A 19,814-nucleotide genomic window follows, 5' to 3' on the forward strand; every position below is an offset into this window, starting at 1 on the left:
ATACGCGAGAGAGTCTGCCGCGTCTGATCACCGCATCCCCCGGCCCGTCCCGGCCGCCCCGCAGGACGGAGGCCACCGGCACCAAAGACAAGGACACGGCACGGAGGCAGACGGCCGGCGCGCGGGTACGCGTCCTGGACACCGACGAACAACCCGTCCGGGCCTGCCCGGTGTGTGTACGACACCGAACCCGCGGAGCCGGCGATGTCGCGTGGACGTATCCGCCCGCGGACCGCATGTGGTGTCCCCGCCACCGGTATTGGGCGAACGAGCCCCGACTGCCGGACCCCCTCGACACGGGTGCGCTACCCGAGATCGACCTCGCCTACCGGGCCCACCGACGCCTCGCACGACACCGCGACGGCACGACCGCGCATACCTGGGCCGGGGCGGTCACCACCCGCTGGTACGACCGCGGGCACCACTTGGCACGGCGCTGGCAGAGGCGGCTGGGCCGGCTCACCGCGGGCAACCCCGCCCTGACCGCGACCGGCGGCGTCTCGGCCGTTCTCCTGGCCCGCACCGTCGTGACCTATCCCGAAAGCGTCGCCCTCGCCCGCGCGTTCACCACACTCCCCCACCGTGTTCCGTGGGACACACCCCGCGGGCCGGCTCACGCGTATCGGCACACGCGGGCCCTGGAACACATCGCCGGCCACCTCGAACTCCCCCGCTTGGTGGTCCCGCCCGACGACCTCCTGTGGGCGCGGCTCCACCACCACGGCTCGGCCTGACCGGTAACGACTCGCCTCCCGATGAGAGCCGACACCCACCTCGGGCCACCCACACCGACACCGACACCCCCGCAAAAACCCGCGGTTACCTTACGACGCATCAATACATCACCGAGAAAACCCGGATCGTTCTCACGAAACTACGAAACCCCAGGCCACCACCACCGGGTAGGCCCCAAGAAACCCCCGCCACCACAACCCGAAACCACCAACCCACCCGCTGGATTCTCAACCAACACACGAAACCCCAGACCCGCCACCAACCCACCCCACCACTGCAATGCTCCGCCACGGACGACCAACCACCGCCACCACGACGCTCACTCACAAGGAGGAATCCGCGCACCGCCGTCTTCCGGTTCCCCGGTTGCCACAATGCGCTTACGTCGAGCAGGTACTCGGGATCGTTTCTCGACGGCATCGCCCGGCTCGGCAAATTCGCCGTACTATCCGGACGACCGAAACCGAACATCCCGACGAGATGCGACACACCAGAGACGTGCAAACCGGCGCCCATTCGATGCGATAATCGGACGCCACCCGAAAACCGACTACAACGCATCCAAACGGCGCGAACGGGTCGCCAGCAAGCCAACGACCCGTCACGAAGCATCGAGATTCACGATCGCAAGCGCCCTTACTCGACCGTCGATTACCGCCCATCGCGCGGAGGCTGCGCCGGTACGAGGAATTGGAATCGCCACACGAACGGAACAACGGCTTCCTGTCCGGGAACGCGAAGCCTGCCAAACCTAGACCGGCCATCAATTGGCCCCACCGCCGCTCCGCCGCACGTCGACACCATGCTCACATATCGCCGCTCGTCTCATCCTTGAGCAACGCACGAAGGCGCCTAATCTCACTCACGAGACGTGGGACAGCCTCTCGCGCCATGGCAATGAAGGCCGCATTCTCATCCCAGCGTTCGTCACGTACGTCGATGTAGCGTGGGTGCTGCACCAATGTTGCAGCAATCATTTCCCCATGCTCGAAGTTAGGCCACTTCCGACCCTGCCCAACCCCCGGAGTCGTGCTAACTGCGACGAGATTCATCGAAAAATCATCATCCAAGGTTCTCACGAACCAGGGTCCGGGCGTAGCAGCGGAGCAAAGTTCTTCAATTTCCCCGAGCTCATCATTGAGCATCTATCGTCCTTCATCTTCGATTTTCCGCAAATACAAGAATCGTTACAAAACCCTACCATCTATCCTTTCCCCATCAGTGCCCATAGTGAACGATTTATCATCGTTTGGGACGAGTCGCCCTGGATCGAAGATCCTAGTGGTGGCGTTGTTCGGATCCGCAGCGGTCTGTTCATGAGCTTGGGTACGTCCACTGGATGGCGCCCCGAACAGTTGCCCCGCGGTCGCGGGTCGTGCTGGTAAACGACCACGCGCGACCCTTCTCATGGACCAAGACCGCCAACAACATTCCCGACGGAGCGCTACCCATACCGCCGCATCTGCGAATCACGTCACTAGTATCGCTCATTTGGATAGCCAAGAAGATCCATCTTCCTATAAAACCTCTTATCATTCGTAATAATCGACAAATTCTCCTGTCGCGCCGAATCCAGAACTGCGGCATCGTCGTCTTCTAGCATCGGCTTGAAACCCTTCCCTTTCCACATGGCCTTCAAGCGAGCTTTGATTTCGGCCACGCCGGCGACAGTGGAAGCTGGGCCAACCCTGCCATTGCGCGCTATCAGCCAGGCCGATATATCATTCGGAGAATGGCCGCCCTCAAGGAGCTCGCGAACGGTTCTGGGAGATAGGACGGGATGCCTGCCCGCCAGGGCCTTATCCACTTCGAACGTTTTTGTTCCATTCAGCGAATCGATGACGGGATTCGTGTCAACAGCCACGTCACACATAGACGAGCCATCACACTTCGAATTTCCCAACAAGCCCTTCCATCGACCGGTTATTTCAGCACGGATTTCTACATCATCACCGAAAATCCACTCATCAATCTTGTTCGATACCTTCTCCACAGGATTGCTAGTAACGGAATCCCACAGGTTATCCCAACCACCGGAAAGGCATCTCAATCCCAGAACGTCTTTGATGCAGTCATCGATGGCACCGAATACAGTGTCGACAGCAACCTTTCCTATCACCAACCCTGCGAAAATCGCGGCTGCCACAATGGATGAAGAACTGTCGATGAGAGGGTCGTCGGTGAGCCCAGCAGCGAAACCTCCGCCTCCCTTACCCCGACCACCGTTTCGACTAGCAACGGTCGTGACAGGATTACTGCTCTTTTTTCTCGTAGTTTCTTCGGTCCGATGCTGAGCCTTCTTCTGCCTCTTGCCCTCGTTGCCGGCTGCTGCCCCGACGGCTTCGCCTATACCGAACAGGCCTGAGGGATCACTCACCGTCGCCGGATTGTTTCCGGCGTAGGTGTAGCCGTGCATTTGTTGGTTGTCGGTGAGGTCCATCAGGGGGTCGACGCTGATGAAGCGGCCGAGGGTGGGGTCGTATTCGCGGGCTCCGACGTGGGTGAGGCCGGTGGTGTCCATGGGCTTGCCGAGGAAGCCCTTGTCGTCGGGCCATTGGCCGTTGGCCTGGGTGGGTTGGGTGCCGCGGGGTTCCCCGAAGGGCTTGGACTGGCGGCGGGTGGCGGTCAGGTCGGCGGCGTCGAGGATGGCGGTGGGGGTGCCGTGGTGGTCGGCGGCCATGTAGGCGAGGCCGCCGGTGCCGGAGCGGATGACGGAGGTGCCGCCGGCGGTGGGGTAGTAGCGGGTGCCGACGACGGGGCCGGTGCCGTAGGTGTTGGTGGTGAGTTCGTCGGTGCCGAGGTAGAGGGTGGTCTTGCCGTTCTCGCGGCGGATGATGCGATTGCCGTCAGCGTCGTAGACGTACTCGCCGTTGTTGGTCGCGGAGTCGACCTTGGCGAGTTTGTCCTCTTCGTTCCAGGTGAGGGTCTGGGGGCTGGCGTCGGCGCCGGGGCGGGTCTTGGTGTTGCCGGCCTGGTCGTAGGTCACGGTGGTGGTGACCGGGGCGGCGGTGCCGGTCTTGACGGTGACGGTGTCCAGGCGGTGGGTGCGGTCACCGGGCTGGGCGCCGGGGCGGTAGCCGTATTCGGTGGTGACGTTCTTGGTGGGGTCGTCGGTGGGGTCGTGTTCGACGAGTTTGGTGCGGTTGCCGACGACGTCGTAGTCGAAGGACTGCCAGTACGGGTCCGGGCCTCCGACGGTGTTCTTGGTCGGGGTCTGGGTGGTGCAGCCGCCGATGCCGGGGACGTTGGGGGCGGGCAGGGTGGTGGTGCCGGCGGTGTCGGTCCAGGCCTGCTTGAGGCGGCGGTGGCCGTCGTAGGCGAAGCACTGGGTGTCGGTCGAGGTGCCGTCGCGGACGGTGCTGATGGAGGTGACGTCGCCGCTGGGCTTGTAGGTGTAGGACGTGGCGTCCACGCTTGTGGTGGTGCTTGTCTCCTTGTCCCACCATGTGGACAGCAGGCGGCCGGTGGCGGGGTCATATTCGCTGGTGAAGGCGGCCTGCAGGGGTTGGTCACCGAGGGTGGCGCGGACATTGCGGCCGAAGGCGTCGTAGTCCGCCCAGTTCAGGTACGCGTGCTGCCCCTTGGACGTGGTCGTCAGTCCTCGGGTGTTGTAGGTGCTCTTGAGCGACTCGGCCGGGAGACCGCCGTGCGCGGGGAGGTCGGTGGCCGTCGGCAGGCCCAGGACCGGCTCGTAGGTGGTGGCGGTGGTGTAGGTTCCGGCGAGTTTGCCCTCGGCGGCGGGGATGGTCGTGCGGGTGCCGGTGGGCAGGTAGGTGCCGGGTTTGAAGCCGGTGATCTCGCTGGTGTACTTCGCGCCCGACTTGCCGCCGACGTAGCGGGACGAGCCGTCGGCTTGGCCCTTGGCGTAGCGGTCGTACGTCCACTCGGCGAGGAGGTTGGCGTCGGCGACCGAGTCCTTGTAGCTGGCGGTCTTGCGGCCGAGGGCGTCGTAGGTGTACGCGAGCTTCTGGCCTCGGGCGTCGGTGGTGCCGATCACGCGGCCGACGAGGTCGTAGCGGGTGTCGGAGGGGCCCTTGTCGGGGTCCTCGACGTGGGTCTTGCGGCCGAGGAAGTCGTAGGTGTAGTTCCAGGTGTTGCCGCCCGCGTCGGTGACCGACTTCAGTTCCTCGCGCGGGGTGTAGGTGTAGGTGATCTTCGAGAAGTCGGTGCCTGTGGGGATTCCGCCGTTGTATTCACGCAGTTCCCTCGGCTTGCCGCGGGCGTCCGAGATGGACAGGGTCGCGGTGCCGCCTGCGGGTGGGGTGACGCGGGTCTCGTCGGCGCCGGCGTAGGTGGTGGTGGTGCGCCACTGTTCGATGCCCTTGGAGGAGAACGTCTGGGCGGTGGTGCGGCCCATCCCGTCGTAGACGATGGCGTTCTGGCCGGGGACCTCGTCGTCGTTGGCGACGAAGACGGTCGTGCTCGGGTTCGAATCCTCGTTCAGATGGGGCTGGTTGGTCTTGAGGGGGCGGCCGAGACTGTCGCGGAACGTGTCGGTGATCACCCGGCCGAATCCGTCGTTGGCGGTGCTCGCCTGGGTCTGGCGTTCCTGGAGGAAGCTGTCGAGGATCTGGTGCGAGACGGCGTATGCCTTGTTGAGCCTGAGGGTGCGGGTGGTGATCACCGAGGGCCCGGTTTTGCTGGGGGCGTACGCGAATTGCAGGTCGGCGTTGTCCTGCTTGGTGTGGCCGGGTTTCCACACCGCGATCAGGCGGCCGAGCACGTCGTATTCCTGCTCGACGACCAGGCCGTTGGCGTCGACGGCCTTGACCGGGAGGTTGCGGGCGCCGGCGTAGACGGTGGAGGCGGTCCATCCGGTGGGGCCGGTGACGGCGACCGTGGTGGGCAGGGTGCCCGTGGCGGGTGTGTACGCGGTCGTGGTGGCCTTGTTCTCGGCGTCGGTGGCCTTGGTGACGCGGCCGTAGGCGTCGTACTCCGACTTGGTGGTGGTGACCCAGTTCGGGGTGCCGTCGGCCTTGTAGTCGATCACGGCGTCGGTGGAGGTGGTGTCGCCGACCGTGCCGACCTCGCCGTAGGGCTTGTTGTCGTAGAGGGTGTGGGCCCAGGCGTAGACGGTGTCCTTGGTCCTGGTGGTGTCGCAGGTGCCGACCAGGGAGATCGTTTCGACGGGCTTGCCGATGATCCACGCCGCGGTGTTGTGCGCGTAGGTGGTTTTGGTGCAGTACTCGGGCAGGCCGTCGGCCTTGTCCGACACCGTCTCCGGGAGGCCGTGGAGGGGTTCGAACGTGGTGGTCTTGGAGGTCTCGCGCCAGGTGACGGCGTCGGCGAGCAGGCTGCGGACGCGGGTCTTCGAGGTGGCGGTGCGGCGGGCCTCGAGTGGGGGCAGGCCGCGGACGCGGGTGTGGGTGGCGGTGACGGCGGAGGAGAAGGGGGTGCTCAGTGACGTGGTCGCGACGGTGCCGCCGTCGCCGGTGAACGTCTTCGTCTCGTAGGCGTATCCGGCGTGGTGGTCCGCGTCGACGATGGTCTGGCCGGTGGAGTCGGTGAGGGTGACGGCGCGTTTGGTGCCGTCCTTCTTCACGTCGGCGTCCATGCCGCGCAGGTAGAACGTCGCGGACTGGGTCACCGCGTCCGGAGCGGCACCGCTGCGGGTGATCACCTGGCCGTAGCCGCGGTACTGGTTCCAGGTCCGGCGGTCCTTGGACTTGGGCTTGGACGCTTCCTTGTCCTCGGTGAGTTCGGAGTCGTCGCGGTGCCAGGCCGCGCCGCCGACGTACTCGTAGCGCGTCGAGCGGTTCGGGATGGTGGTGGCGATGTCGTGTTCGGTGACCTCGGCGACGGTGTACTTGTGGAACCAGTGCAGGACCGGTTCCGAATCCTCGTCGTAGTTCCACCACATCGGGTAGCACGCCTTGGTGTTGGCGTCCGGTGTGGGGAGGGTGGCCGGGGTGCACTCGGGGGCGTTGTACACGACGGTGGTCTGGCCGCCGGTCTCGTTCGTGATCCCCTTCAGGCGGCGGCGGTTCATCGGCGGCGCCAGGTCACCACCGGCGTCGACTCGGTTGTGCATGAACTCGCCGACGAAGTCCACCGAGGGGACGTCGATCTTCTTGATGCCGTCCCAGGCGGTGCGGGTGATCGAGTTGAGCCACAGCGTCGGGGAGGAGCCGTCCTGCGGGTCCGGGTAGTCCTGGTCGAGGGCGTACTCGTCGACGGTCTGGTATCCGGTTCCGACCAGGGACTGGGTGACGATCCTGGTGAGGCGGCGGGTGGAGAAGAACGACTGGCCGTACTCCTCGCACGTGCCCGACGTCGCGCACTGCTTGTCGACCGGCACGTCCGGCCACTTGGACGCGTTGGCCTTGGTCATCTTGGCCGGGTCGCAGTCGAACCCGTCCTTCTTCAGGCAGCGCTCGGCGGTATCGAAGACGACCTGGGCGGTGGGCGGGGTGGTGTCGGTGGTCTTCGACCCGTAGGTGATCTTTGCGAGGGTGCCGCCGCGGGTGTACTCGGTCAGCGTGCCGGAGCCGACCAGGACCGCGCCGCGGGTGTACCGGTTGGTCTCGGTGTTGTACCAGTAGGTGACCATGCCGCCGCGCGGGTCGACGACGTAGTCGAGGTTCCAGCGCCACGCCTGCAGGCACCAGGACGCGTCGAACCCGGAGGCCTTGTTGCAGGGTTCGCCCGCGTTGTTGCCGTAGACGGGCGCGGACCAGGTCGAGTTCGTGGCCGGGTCCTGGTTGTTGCCGCCCGGCTTGTGACCCACGCCGAAGTAGTACTGGACACCGTCGCCGGTGGTCAGGCGCCAGTACTCGCCGTTGTCGTCACCGTTGACCGCACCGGTCAGGGGTTCGATGCGGGAGTCGTCGTCGTCTTCCAGCCGCCACTTGGTCTTGTCGGTGTCGTCCTGGATCAGGGTCGAGGACTTGCCGTTCAGGGACAGCGTCAAAGAGTTCTGGTTGGACCAGCACTTCTCGCCGGACTTGTCCTGGCCGTCGCGCGCGCAGGACTGGTAGGAGCGTTCGACGAAGCCGGGTGAGTATTCCCAGCCTTCGCCGATCCAGGAGGCCTGGTTGTTGGTGGAGGTGGTGCGGCCGTCCACGGCGCCCGAGCTGTAGGCCAGATTCACGGTCGGCGCGGTGCCGCCGATCGCGGGCGGGACGCCGATCGGGTACGACCAGTTCATCGCACCGGAGTTGCCGCCCGCCGACCACTGACCCGACGGCGACAGCGAAGTCGCCTTGTAGTCGCCCGAGGGGCCTGACGCGTCCGCCGTCGCGGCGAACACCATCGCGCCGCCCGAGGCGGGCGCGCTCGCGGACTTGGCGGTGGTGGGTGATGCGGCGGTGAGGTCGACGTCGGCCAGTACGCGGTTCTTGACACGGTCGTTGCGTCCGCCCACCACCGGCGTCTTGACGCGGCAGGCGGGGACGTCCGGGGTGGTCAGCGCGCATTCGGGCATCGACACCAGGCGCAGTCGCGAGGACCAGTCGGCGCCGAAGGCGTCGCGGAATCCGGCGTAGTCGACGCCGACGGTGACCTTGCCGGGGGCGGGGGTGGTGTCGGTGGGGCGGACGGTGATCAGGACGCCGTCGACGCCAGCCTTCTCGGCGGCGGCGTGGTCGGCGACGGTGACCTTGACCCGGCCCGGGGAGCTCGCCGCGCCGGTCGCGGGGGCGGCGAGGGTGTTCGGGCGCAGGGGGCCGGGGGTGTTCGTGGTGGGGGTGGTGATCCATACGGGGGTGCCGGGGGCGTTGCCGCCGGTGGGGGCGGCCAGCAGGGACGAGCCTCCCCGGGCGACGAAGGACGATGCGGGGGCCGTGGTGGTCTCGGACTCGGCCGGTTTGGGCCAGGTGGTCGCGGTCGGTTTCCACGAGGGGTGGCCGTCGCCGGGGATCGGTCGCGCGTCGGGTTTGGGCGCGTTCTTTCCGCCCACGGAGGGCATTTTCGGCAGCTTGCCCGGTGACCACATGTTCGGGTCGGGGGAGGTTTTGATCCAGTCGACGGCCTGGGCCGGGCCGACGCTCGCCGTCAACGCCAACACCGTCGCACCGGTCACGAACAGACGCGCCGTGCGCCGCGACCCTCGTGCGCGTCGGGACTTCGATCCCCACGGCCAACCACGCATGACGAAACCCCCACCAGGACAGGACGGATCCCGCCCCCGAGTAGGCGAAAGATCACAGACGGAGCGCACCGTACGCGGCAAGTTCCCTGCGGGTAAAGGGAGTTCCCGTGGACGGATGTGTGCTTCGTCACTACAACCCAACCGGCCGCTCGAGAGTCCCCAGCAGGACCGAATCGCCCGTTGGCAGGCATAGTTCGGCAATTCGAAAGCGTCTTCGAGCGACTTGATTCCTTGTCGATATATTGAATGAGTCGACGTGATCTGCGTCACCTGGTGAAGGGTTCCGGCCAACCGGTACGTTCCGCGCATCTATGCGCGCTCGCGCCCCGCACCGCCAACTCTCCCGAGGAGCACCCTTCATGGGGCACCCGCCTCCCCGCCCACGCCCGTACACCCGACGCCTGTCGACACTCGTCGGCGCACTCGTCACCCTGTCGATGACGTGCGCCGCCGGCGCCGCCGGCGCCGCGCCCCACCACGCACCCGCCACCGCATCCGCCGCCGCGGCCGGCACTTCGACCGCGGACAGCGCCGCCGCGGGTGCCCCGTCGGCCGAGGCGAAGGCCGCGGCCGAGGCGAGGGCGACCGCGCAGGCGGTGCGTACCGGAGTCCCCGTTCCCGTACCGGAGTTGACCACCGAGACGGACACCGTCACCGCGAAGCCCGACGGGGTCCTGGCGCTCAAACGGACGGTCGAGCCGTCGCGGACCAAGAGGAGCGGTGTCTGGCGCGACCTCGACCCGACGCTGGCGCGCGCCGCGGACGGGACGGTGCGGCCCGCGAGCACGACCGGTGACCTGGTCCTGGGAGGCGGAGGAACCACGCTGCTGGCGTCGATGACCAACGACGGCCGCAAACTCACCTTCACCTGGCCCACCGCCCTGCCCACGCCCGTCCTCGCGGGCGACGGCGCGCTCTACCCCGGCGTGTTGCCCGAAGTCGACCTCAAGGTCACCGCCGGCGAACAGGGCGGCTTCACCCACACCCTGATCGTCAAAACCGCCGCCGCCGCGAAGAACCCCCAACTCGCCACGCTCAGGCTCGGGATGGCCACCGACGGCGTCACCGTCACCGAGACGACCGACGGTTCACTCGCCGCCAAGGCCGCCGACGGCAAGGTGGCGTTCGTCGCGCCCGCGCCCACGATGTGGGACTCGCGCACCACCCCGAAACCGGCCCCAGCCGGCACCTCGAAGGCGGCGGCCGCGGCGGGCGAGTCGGAGACCCCCACCACGTCGATACCGGCGGACCAACTCGCCTCCACCGACAAACGCCCCGGAGCGCACGCCACCACCGCGCCGCTGGAGACCTCCGTCGCCGGTACCTCGCTCACCCTCACCCCGGACGCGGATCTGTTGAACGCGCCGGACACGGTGTTCCCGGTGTACGTCGACCCGCCGTGGGTGCCGCTGCTCGACCGCGTCAGCTGGTACGGCTGGGCCCAGGACGCCTACCCCACCACCGTGGGCTACGGGCGCACCGACTACCAGCCCGGCGCCGGATACCAGCGCTGGCGCGACAGGACCGGTCTGGAGCGCACCTTCTACCGGGTCGACTACAACTGGCAGGGGCGCCTGAACGGCAAGCTGATCAAGCGGGTCACCTTCAACACCACCCAGGTCGACTCCGCCGTCATCGACTGCAGCCCGGACGTCTCCCAGCCCGTCTACCTGCACCTGCTCAGCGACACCCTCACCTTCGGCACCCACTGGAACAACCAACCCGCCGACTACGGCCTGTGGGGCACCGCCTGGGCGCCCAGCTCCCGCGTCGAGTCCCACTGTGGGAACCGCCTCGTCGACTTCGACATCACCGCCAACCTCGCCGGCCACCAGAACTGGGAATTCCTCACCCTGGGCATCTACGGCAAGGAGTCCCCGCAAACCAGCGCCAACAACGGCTTCAAGCGGTTCTCCCGCAACGCCGCCGACAACTACATCTACATCGAGTACAACACCCCGCCCAACCAGCCCACCAACCGGCGGATGACCCCCGTCCCGGTCAACGGGGCAACCTCGGGCAACGACGGCTACATCGGCGCCGTCAACCCGGCGGTGGGCGGCGTCAGCCTCTACGCCACCGTCTCCGACCCCGACCCGGGCCAGACCATCGACGCGAACTTCGTCGTCACCGAGGTCGGCAACGGCAATCCCGTCGTCCACACCAGCGGATGGATCTCCCCGGGCGTCAGCGGCCACGAGGCCCGCGCCGACATCCCGCCCGGGAAGCTCCTCGACGGCCACACCTACACGTGGGCCGTCCAGACCGGTGACGGCGACACGCCGTCGGCCTTCGCCGCCGGCCAGACGTTCACCGTCGATGGCACACCACCGAACCAGCCCGACATCACCAGCACCGACTATCCGATCAAGGGCGGCGGCAAGACCGCGGGCGACAAGGGCGTGTTCGTCTTCGACAACGCCACCGACACCGCCTCCGGCGTCGACACCGTCGAGTACTCGCTCGGCGCCACCATTCCGGTCGGCGGCGCCGCCCGCGCCACCTTGGGCACCGACGGAAAGTGGCGCACCGACCCCCTGCCCGTCGTCCAATGGGGCACCAACACCCTGTACGCGCAAACCGTCGACAAGGCCGGCAACCGCTCCCAGCAAAAGGCCTACACGTTCTACGCCCCCGCGGGCATCCGAAAGACCGCCCCCGGTGACATCACCGGCGACGGACGCATCGACCTGCTCACCATCGACGACAACGGCGCACTGCGCATGTACGCCGCCGGCACCGACCCCGCCCTCGGCGGCACCATCGCCTCCAAGACCGTCCAGGGGCCGGCCGGCACCGCGGAACAACCCACGTGGGCGGGGTCGCTGATCACCCACCGCGGCGGCGCCGGCGTCACCTACGACGACCTCTACGCCTACGGCAACGGCGCCCTGTACCGCTATCGCACCGCCGGTGCACGCGCCGGCGCCAACGGTCAGTACTTCGTCAGCAACAGCCGCGACGTGATCCCGCGACCCGGCCTGTGCGTCGACGCCACCCGACCGAACGGCACATGCGCCGCGTACACGACCGACTGGTCCCGCGTACGGCAGATCCTCGCCCCCGGCAACGTCGACAACGACCTCACCGACTCCCGCGTCGCCCGCCTGGACCTACTCACCCTCGAGGACAACGGCGACGGCAGCGCCGGCCTGTGGCTCCTCCACGGCGACACCGCCGTCGGCATCTTCGACAAGGCAATCCGCCTGGGCACCGCCGACTGGAGGAATCTCGACCTGATCGCCCCCGGCGACGCCACCGGCGACGGACTCCCCGACCTGTGGGCCCGCGACCGCGCCACCGGCAAGCTCTACCAATACGCATCCAAGGCCGTGACGAACCCGACCACGGGGGTGGTCACCGTCGACGTCACCGCGCTGGGCAACACCGCCGCACGCACCCTGATCGGCACCGGGTTCGACACCGCCACCCACCCCAGGCTCACCTCCGACGGCGACCTCGACGGCGACGGCAAACCCGACCTGTGGTCACGCGCCCCCGACGGACGCCTCTACACCTTCCTGGGCACCACCCCCGACGCCACCGGCCACGCGTTCAAACCGGCGGCGCTGATCGCCGACGCCCCCGCGACCGTGTGCGAGACATTCCCCAACGGGGCCGCGCCGAACGACCCGGCGCGCCGGATCGAACTGTGCGGGCCCATCCTCGCCAAGTACAAGAACCTCCAAAAGGCCGACGACACGAAGCTGAACCTGCCCCTGACCGGCATCACCCTCGACGCGGACGGCGTCGGCAAATACGCCAACTTCCAGGGCGGCAACACCGGCGCCACCGACGGTGCGTCCATCCACTGGTCCCCCACCACCGGAGCCTGGTCCGTCCGCGGCGACATCCGCACCAAGTGGCTCGCCGACGGCGGCACCGGCGGAACGCTGGGCTACCCCGTCAGCGACGAGAACCGCATCCTCGACGGCGCGGGAACTCCCGTCGGCGCGGTGAACATCTTCGCCGGAACCACCGACGGCACCGGCGCCATCGCCTGGACCGGCGGCGCCGGCGGCACCGGTGCCCACACCATCACCGGTGACCTCTACGACCGCTGGCAGGCCACAGGAGGCGTCCGCGGCGACCTCGGATTCCCCTCCATGGACGCGCTGCCCACCTCCCTCAAACAGCCCGGACGCTACCAACACTTCCGCGTCCTGCACGCCGGCGCCGACACCGGCTCCCTGTACTGGTCCCCCACCACCGGGGCCTGGCCCGTGTACGGCAAGGACCGCCAGGCGTGGATCGCGCAGGGCTGGGAGGGCGGCCCACTCGGATTCCCCACCGGCGACCAGTACACCGTCGCCGGCGGACACCGCAGCGACTTCCAGGGCGGCTACATCCGCTACACCACCGTCCTGGACACCGCCACCGCACACACCAACCCCGCCGACAGCACCGCGGGACAACGCACCGAATACGCGGGCGACTTCGACGGCGACCACCGCGCCGACATCCTCACCACCTACGACCACGGATCCGAGTCCACCGCGTTCTTCGTCTCCCCCGGCAACCCCGACGGCACCGTCGGCGCACCGCGCCAGGCATGGGTCAGCCACCCCGGCTGGTTCGACAACGCACGCGCCAAATACGCGATCGGGGACTACAACGGCGACGGGCGCGACGATGTGGCCGCGCTCTACGGCTACCCCAACGGCAGCACCCGCGTCTTCACCTTCACCGCACGACCCGACGCCACCTTCGACGAAGGCGTCCCCAGCGCCTACACCGCCCCCGGCAACTGGGAATGGGCCAAGGCCCTCCTTCTCGCCGGCGACTTCAACGGCGACCACCGCGACGACATCGCCATGATGTACGACCACGGCAACGAGACCACCGGCGCCTACACCTGGACCACCAAACCCGACGGCACCTTCAACGACGCCTTCGCGAGCTGGCAGAGCGCACCCGGCAACTGGGGTCAGGGCCGCGGGAAATACGTCACCGGGGACTTCGACGGCGACGGCCGCGACGACATCGCCGCCATGTACGGCTACGCCAACACCGACGGCGGACCCGTCGCCCTGTTCACCCTCAAGTCCCGCCCCGACGGCGGCTTCGACGCCCCCGTCAAGTCCTGGAACGTGCCCGCGGGCAACTGGGAATGGAACCGCGTGCAACTCGTCGCCGGCGACTACGACGGCGACCACCGCCCCGACATCGGCGCGATGTACGACTACGGAGGCGGCGACACCGCCCTGTTCACCTTCCACGCCCGACCCGACGCCACCTTCGACAACGACGTCCGGAAATGGCGCTCCGGACCCGGGCAATGGTCCAACAACGACACCAAGGCACTCGCCGGCGACTTCGACAACAACGGACGCGCCGACATCGCCGCCATGTACGAATGGGCCGACGGCTCCACCACCACCCGAACACTGACCACCGACACCGACAACACCGTCAAGCCGCCCGTACAAGGATGGCGAGCCGCACCCGGCACCTGGTAACCACAACCGAACAACCACCAGGATCAACAGGAGCCCGGCGCACACACGCGCCGGGCTCCGCCCACGTCCGCCACCCGTCCCGGACCCTCTCGCAGCGGGACCGATGGCGGGGGCGGGTCAGGAGCCGTGTCGGATTCGGTCCGGTCCGCGAAGATCCTGCGGCATCCACCCGCGCTCAGCTTGTTCTTTAAGGTCGGACTGGACCAGGCATACGGCAGCAGGTCGCCAAGCGTTACCCCGAGCAAATCCGATGGCACCAACAGCTTCGGACGACGAGACTGCACCGGTGAACAGCCTGCCGCCGATACCCGGCCCGCTCCCGCTGCCGGTACCGGACCCGCGCCCGCGATGTCGTTCTCGACTATGCGGGTATGCACGACCTGGTTGCCGACCTGGTTCTGCCCGAAGGCGCGTCCATGTACGTCATGAGCGCGTTGGAAACCTCCCGTGAACTCATCAGGCACTCCTACTACCGGTACGAGTTCGCCACCGTCGCCGTCATGCATTCCTTGTGTGCCCTGGAGTGCTGGCTATGACGTCTTGAGTTGGCCCCGGCGGGACGCCTTGAATCGGCCCCACCCGGGGGGCGCGTTGGAGTGTTCGGGGGTGGTGTCGGCTTGAAGTGGCCCCGGGAGGGGTCTTGCGGTGGGACGCTGACTGTGTTTCACCGGCTTGGGGGACGCCGCCATGTCCTTGTCGAAGGAAGAGCTCTTCTCGCGCATACGTCACGACTCGTGGCGGGACGGTTTGTCGGTGCGGGCGTTGGCCCGCAGGCATGGCGTCCATCGCCGTCTCGTCCGTGAGGCGTTGTCGTCGCCGGTGCCCAAGCCACGCAAGCGTCCGGTCCGCAGATCTCCCCGGTTGGACCCGTTCAAGAAGACCATCGACGACTGGTTGCGCGCGGATCTGGACGCGCCGCGCAAGCAACGCCACACGACCAGGCGGATCGTGGCCCGACTCGAGCAGGAGCTCGACGCCCGGATCTCGTATCCGACGGTCCGTGACTACGTGACGGCCCGGCGCCCGGAGATCGCGGCGGAAGCGGGGGCGCCGGCCGAGGGATTCGTCGTCCGACACAACCGCCCGGGTGCGGACGCGGAAGTCGATTTCGGCGAGCTGTGGGTCGATCTCGACGGGACGCTCACCAAGTGTTTTCTCTTCGCGTTCCGCATGGCCTACTCGGGCAAAGCGGTTCACAGAATCACCGTCTCGTGCGGCCAGGAGGCATTCCTCGAAGGACACGTCCACGCCTTGTCGGTTCTCGGCGGGGTGCCCGGTGGTCAGATTCGCTACGACAACCTCACACCGGCGGTGAAGAGAGTGGTCTTCCACAGCCGTTCCCGGGACGAGAACCCCCGATGGTCCGCGTTCCACCGGCATTACGGATTCACTCCCTTCTATTGCGAGCCGGGTCTGCGCGGCGCCCACGAAAAGGGCGGAGTGGAGGGACAGGTCGGCTACTTTCGCCGCAACTACCTCACTCCCGTTCCGAAAGTCACCTCGCTGGAGGAACTCAACGTCCGCATCCGCGAGTTCGAGGCGATCGAGGAGAACCGGCGGATCGGGTTGCGCATCCGCACGATCGGCCAAGACTTCCTCCACGAGTCCGGCCTGCTGATGAGCCTTCCCGACGACGCCTTCGAGACCGGCCTCGTCCTCACACCCCGGGTCGACCGCTACGCGCTGATCACCGTGCGGATGTGCCGGTACTCGGTCCCGGCCCGTTTCATCGGCCGCAAGGTCCGGGTGGTGCTGCGATCCACCGACCTGGTCGCCTACGACGGACGCGTCGAGATCGCACGACACCCCCGATTGACCGGTCGTGGCGGGGAACGCCTCGTCCTGGACCACTATCTGGAGGTGTTGCTGCGCAAGCCTGGCGCGCTGGCCGGTTCCGAAGCCTTGGACCAGGCCCGCAAGGAAGGTTCCTTCACCGCCGCCCACGAGGCTTTGTGGGCGGCGGCCAAATCCGCGCACGGCGACGGGGACGGTGCAAAAGCCCTGGTCAACGTTCTCCTTTTGCACCGATACATGCACCATCAGGACGTCGTCGACGGCATCCGGGCGGCGTTGGCGGTGGGTTCCCACACCCCGGACGTCGTCGCGCTTGAGGCCCGCAAGGCGGCCGAGAGCCGCAACAGATCGCCGACGGTCGCCGCCGAATCCCGTCGCGCGGCCCCGCCGCCGGTCGCCCCGGACCCGCAGGAACGGGTGACCAGCCTGACGATGCGGCGGGTCGCACAGCTTCCCGGCGACGTCCGCCCGCCGCCCGCTCTCGACGACTGGGACCAGTTACTGCGGCTCAACCGGAAGGACTCGTCATGACGATCCCGCACCACAGCCTGACCGAACCGGCCTCGAACGCCGCGATCGACACCGCCTGCCGCGTCCTGCGTCTGCCCACGATCCGCAGCCAGTTCGAGGCCACCGTCTCGCGCGCGGAACGCGAGCATCTGTCCTACCGGGGGTTCCTCGCCGAGCTGTTGATGGCCGAGTGCGAGGACCGCGACCGCCGCCGGTCCGAGCGGCGGATCCGCGCGGCGGGTTTCCCCAGGCAGAAGTGGCTGACCGATTTCGAATACTCCGCCAACCCCAACATCCCACCGGCGTTGGTGAACAACCTCGCCACCTGCGAGTGGATCCGCAAAGGCGAACCGCTGTGTCTGATCGGCGACTCCGGCACGGGAAAGTCGCACCTGTTGATTGCACTGGGAACGGCCGCGGCGATGGCCGGATACCGGGTTCGTTACGCGCTCGCCGCCAAACTCGTGAACGAACTCGTGGAAGCGGCAGACGAGAAGCAGTTGACCAAGACAATCGCCCGTTACGGACGCGTCGATCTTTTGTGCATCGACGAACTCGGCTATCTCGAACTGGACCGCAGGGGTGCCGAGATGCTCTTCCAGGTATTGACCGAGCGGGAGGAGAAGAACAGCGTCGCCATCGCATCCAATGAATCGTTTGGAGGCTGGACGAAAACGTTCACGGACCCGCGTTTGTGCGCGGCGATCGTGGACCGGCTCACGTTCAACGGCACGATCATCGAGACGGGCACCGAATCCTATCGACTCGCCCACACCAAAGCCCGGATGCAGGCGAACGCTTCGGCGTAGTCACCCGTTCGGCGGTCGGTTCCGCTTCCCCATCCACTCGCGCACCGACGACGCGCGGTCCATCCGGGCCGCGATCTCGGTCTTGGCCGGCGCGTCCAGCGTCTCGGGGAGTTCCTCGAAGGCGGCCGGTCGAACATCGAGCAGACTCAAGATCTGTTCGCCGGTCCGCACCGACAACAGCAGTTGGCACCGCCACTGCGGGGAGACCGCGGGCCGATGTTCCAGGCGGTGTTCGAACATCGGATACAGGTGGTGCACGGCGTCTTCGGGGACGTGCCGCCGCAGCCAGTCGACCGACAACCTCTGGCTGAACCCGTAATCGGCGGCCTCGCCTTCCAAGCGGAGCAGTTCAGGGGTCCCGATCGCCCGGATCGTTCGCGGGAGGACAGCTGTCACGGGCCGATCATCCCACCGAACCGAGCGACCCCGGAGCCACGTCAAGCCAACACCCGGGGCCACTTCAAGACGTCACCAACCCCGGAATCATCCCCGGGTGGGGCCGATTCAAGGCGTCCCGCCGGGGCCAACTCAAGACGTCATAGCCATCAGGGTGTCGAGCATGCCGACGCGCTCGCGTACGACGAGCGCGCTGTCCACCAGGTCCTCGTCGAATCCGGCCGCGTCGGCGATCGATTCAGCGTTGTGCCTGTCGATTCCGGCGAGTCTCGCCTCCACGTTCGCCAGCATCGCGGTCAACGGGTGCGCGGAGAGGAACGAGTCCAGGCGGCGGAAGGCTTCCACGGCGTCTTCGTCGGTTGACCGGGAATCACCGTGCGGCCGGCTCGGCGGGTCCGCACGGTCGGCGGTTGTCGCGCCGGGGATGTCGCTTGTCGTGAAGCCCAGGCGCTGGAAGATGCGGAGGGCAAAGTGGCTGATGAACGGCTCGTCGTCGAGGCTCACGGCGATCCTCAACGCCTGCTTCGGCGGCCAGCGGCAGCCGTCGATCTCGACCCAGTGCGTGCGAATCGGATCCGGCGACACGGTCGTCACGCGCGCTTTCACCGTGGGGGCGTCCAGTGACAGCGTCCGCCCGTTCAACACGAAGTCCATCGACGGAGGCTACCGATCGAAATGTCGTCGTGCGATCCCCGGACGACAGCGGCGCCCACTGGCGATCCGCCACCGACGGCGGGTTCCGTAAATGCCCGGAATACCATCCCTACACGCACAGGTGGGGCGAAAACCGATCGAACGCACTCCGATCCGAACCTGAGACCGCCCCACGAAAACACGAATCCACCCATCCCCTCGCGTCACACTGCGGCGGGCGCCCCGCGCCGTCCGGTGAACCACCCGCCCGCGCCGAAGCCCCGATCGGTGCAGGGCGGGCGGGCGTCATCCGCCGCGGAGACGGCGGCGACGGAGCGGATGTACGCGTCGAAATCTGCGAGGACGGCGCCGGACGCCGGAACATCGGTCACGGGAAGATCATCACCAACGGCACTGACAGACCGAGCGCAGCATTTCGTCGTCCGAAAGCCGGGCCGACGCAGCCGGGGGCGAGCCCCGACTCGGTCATGCGTGGGCCCTCGTGGGCTCGCCGAAACGGCGGAATCAACGCGGGGTTCTTGGCGGGCTGCGTCGGCCATCTGCCCACGGGCGAACGACGAGCGGCCCGAGGGCAAGGAACGCCACCTTCCCGGCGTAGGGCGCCCGATCAGACCGGCGCCGTCGCGTTCCTCTTGACCTGTCTGCCCGGCCCCGGACCGCGCCCCCATCGTACGGCCCAGGGATATCCGTCGGCCCGCCTAGCCGATCCATCGGGATGCGGAAGCAAGGTCCTCACGAGTGAAGACATGGCGCAGGATGCCGTCGGATTCGATCGTGACATCCGCCGTCAGGCCCAGGACGGCGACCCTGGGTGGTGGCATCTCGTCGGTGAGCAACAGCGGTTCGCTCCGGCCCGCGTCGACCGTCGGAGGGGTTTCCCAGACGGTCCAATTCCAGCGGTGGTGGTAGAGCTCGATGAGGTCGGTGCGTGGTGCCGCGATCACTGCGAACATCAGCCGGAGTCCCCTGCTGGCGTAGGCGGCGGCCGCCGTCCGGATGAGGGTGGTTCCGATGCCGAGTCCGCGTCGATCGGCACGCACGCCCACGGCCCTGACCTGTGCCACGCGCACGGGCGCGCGCCGCGGGATGGTCCCGGGAAGGGACACCGAGCGGACGAGGATTGCACCGCCGGGTTTTCCGTCGGTGGGGTCCTCGACGAGCCAGGCCGACGCCAGAGGTGATGCGCCGGCGTGGATGGCGATCTGGGTCGGGTCGTCGATGTCGAAGTCGGCGGCGAGCAGGTCGTGGACGCCCGTCACGTCGCGCGGGGTCATGGGCCGAACCGCTGCCCGACTCTCGGACCGGGGCGGGGGAGCGTTCATGGGGGCCGGTGTGCCATTCGGATGCGGACGGCGTGCCGCTCGTGCG

General features: G+C 67.5%; 10 protein-coding genes. 4 read left to right on the plus strand and 6 right to left on the minus strand.

Features of this window, described 5'->3' with window-relative positions:
- The first annotated feature begins 236 nt into the window (after positions 1–236).
- Positions 237–734, plus strand: a complete 498-nt coding sequence (locus ACZOOI_RS29920; protein WP_465282696.1) for a hypothetical protein — start codon at positions 237–239, stop codon at positions 732–734.
- A gap of 807 nt (positions 735–1,541) precedes the next feature.
- Here the strand turns inward: ACZOOI_RS29920 and ACZOOI_RS29925 are convergent.
- Positions 1,542–1,880 (minus strand): hypothetical protein, encoded by a 339-nt coding sequence (locus ACZOOI_RS29925; protein WP_465282697.1) that lies wholly within the window; start codon positions 1,878–1,880, stop codon positions 1,542–1,544.
- A 332-nt stretch (positions 1,881–2,212) separates the two neighbouring features.
- The gene (locus tag ACZOOI_RS29930) at positions 2,213–8,755 is read right to left on the minus strand and encodes an RHS repeat-associated core domain-containing protein (protein WP_465282698.1); all 6,543 of its coding nucleotides are present in this window, start codon (positions 8,753–8,755) and stop codon (positions 2,213–2,215) included.
- A 428-nt stretch (positions 8,756–9,183) separates the two neighbouring features.
- Here ACZOOI_RS29930 and ACZOOI_RS29935 point away from each other — a divergent pair, with 428 nt between their 5' ends.
- The 3 genes from ACZOOI_RS29935 (at position 9,184) to istB (ending at position 17,396) form a co-directional block, all read left to right on the plus strand.
- Entirely contained in the window at positions 9,184–14,283 is a 5,100-nt protein-coding gene (locus tag ACZOOI_RS29935) for an FG-GAP-like repeat-containing protein (protein WP_465282699.1), read from the plus strand.
- A 687-nt stretch (positions 14,284–14,970) separates the two neighbouring features.
- Complete coding sequence (istA, locus tag ACZOOI_RS29940; RefSeq protein WP_465282700.1) at positions 14,971–16,608, plus strand: IS21 family transposase; 1,638 nt, start codon at positions 14,971–14,973, stop codon at positions 16,606–16,608.
- The gene (istB, locus tag ACZOOI_RS29945) at positions 16,605–17,396 is read left to right on the plus strand and encodes an IS21-like element helper ATPase IstB (RefSeq protein WP_465278674.1); all 792 of its coding nucleotides are present in this window, start codon (positions 16,605–16,607) and stop codon (positions 17,394–17,396) included. The genes istA and istB overlap by 4 nt, the downstream gene beginning before the upstream one ends.
- Here istB and ACZOOI_RS29950 read toward each other — a convergent pair whose 3' ends face one another.
- From ACZOOI_RS29950 to ACZOOI_RS29965, 4 genes are all read right to left on the minus strand, one after another.
- On the minus strand, positions 17,397–17,792 hold the full coding sequence (locus tag ACZOOI_RS29950; RefSeq protein ID WP_465278675.1) for a hypothetical protein: 396 nt from the start codon (positions 17,790–17,792) through the stop codon (positions 17,397–17,399).
- Positions 17,793–17,924: 132 nt separating this feature from the next.
- On the minus strand, positions 17,925–18,446 hold the full coding sequence (locus ACZOOI_RS29955) for a hypothetical protein (RefSeq protein ID WP_465282701.1): 522 nt from the start codon (positions 18,444–18,446) through the stop codon (positions 17,925–17,927).
- Between the two features lie 203 nt (positions 18,447–18,649).
- Positions 18,650–18,817 carry a hypothetical protein gene (locus tag ACZOOI_RS29960; RefSeq protein ID WP_465282702.1) on the minus strand — a complete coding sequence of 56 codons (168 nt, stop codon included), beginning with the start codon at positions 18,815–18,817 and terminating at the stop codon, positions 18,650–18,652.
- Between the two features lie 327 nt (positions 18,818–19,144).
- Entirely contained in the window at positions 19,145–19,720 is a 576-nt protein-coding gene (locus ACZOOI_RS29965; protein ID WP_465282703.1) for a GNAT family N-acetyltransferase, read from the minus strand.
- Positions 19,721–19,814 lie beyond the last annotated feature (94 nt).

Source organism: Embleya sp. L77, assembly GCF_055557415.1.

Coding starts and splice junctions, on each gene's coding strand:
- ACZOOI_RS29965 (WP_465282703.1), bottom strand. CDS start 19,720: ATGACCCCGCGCGACGTGACGGGCGTCCACGACCTGCTCGCCGCCGAC.
- istB (WP_465278674.1), top strand. CDS start 16,605: ATGACGATCCCGCACCACAGCCTGACCGAACCGGCCTCGAACGCCGCG.
- istA (WP_465282700.1), top strand. CDS start 14,971: ATGTCCTTGTCGAAGGAAGAGCTCTTCTCGCGCATACGTCACGACTCG.
- ACZOOI_RS29935 (WP_465282699.1), top strand. CDS start 9,184: ATGGGGCACCCGCCTCCCCGCCCACGCCCGTACACCCGACGCCTGTCG.
- ACZOOI_RS29925 (WP_465282697.1), bottom strand. CDS start 1,880: ATGCTCAATGATGAGCTCGGGGAAATTGAAGAACTTTGCTCCGCTGCT.
- ACZOOI_RS29955 (WP_465282701.1), bottom strand. CDS start 18,446: ATGGACTTCGTGTTGAACGGGCGGACGCTGTCACTGGACGCCCCCACG.
- ACZOOI_RS29920 (WP_465282696.1), top strand. CDS start 237: ATGTGGTGTCCCCGCCACCGGTATTGGGCGAACGAGCCCCGACTGCCG.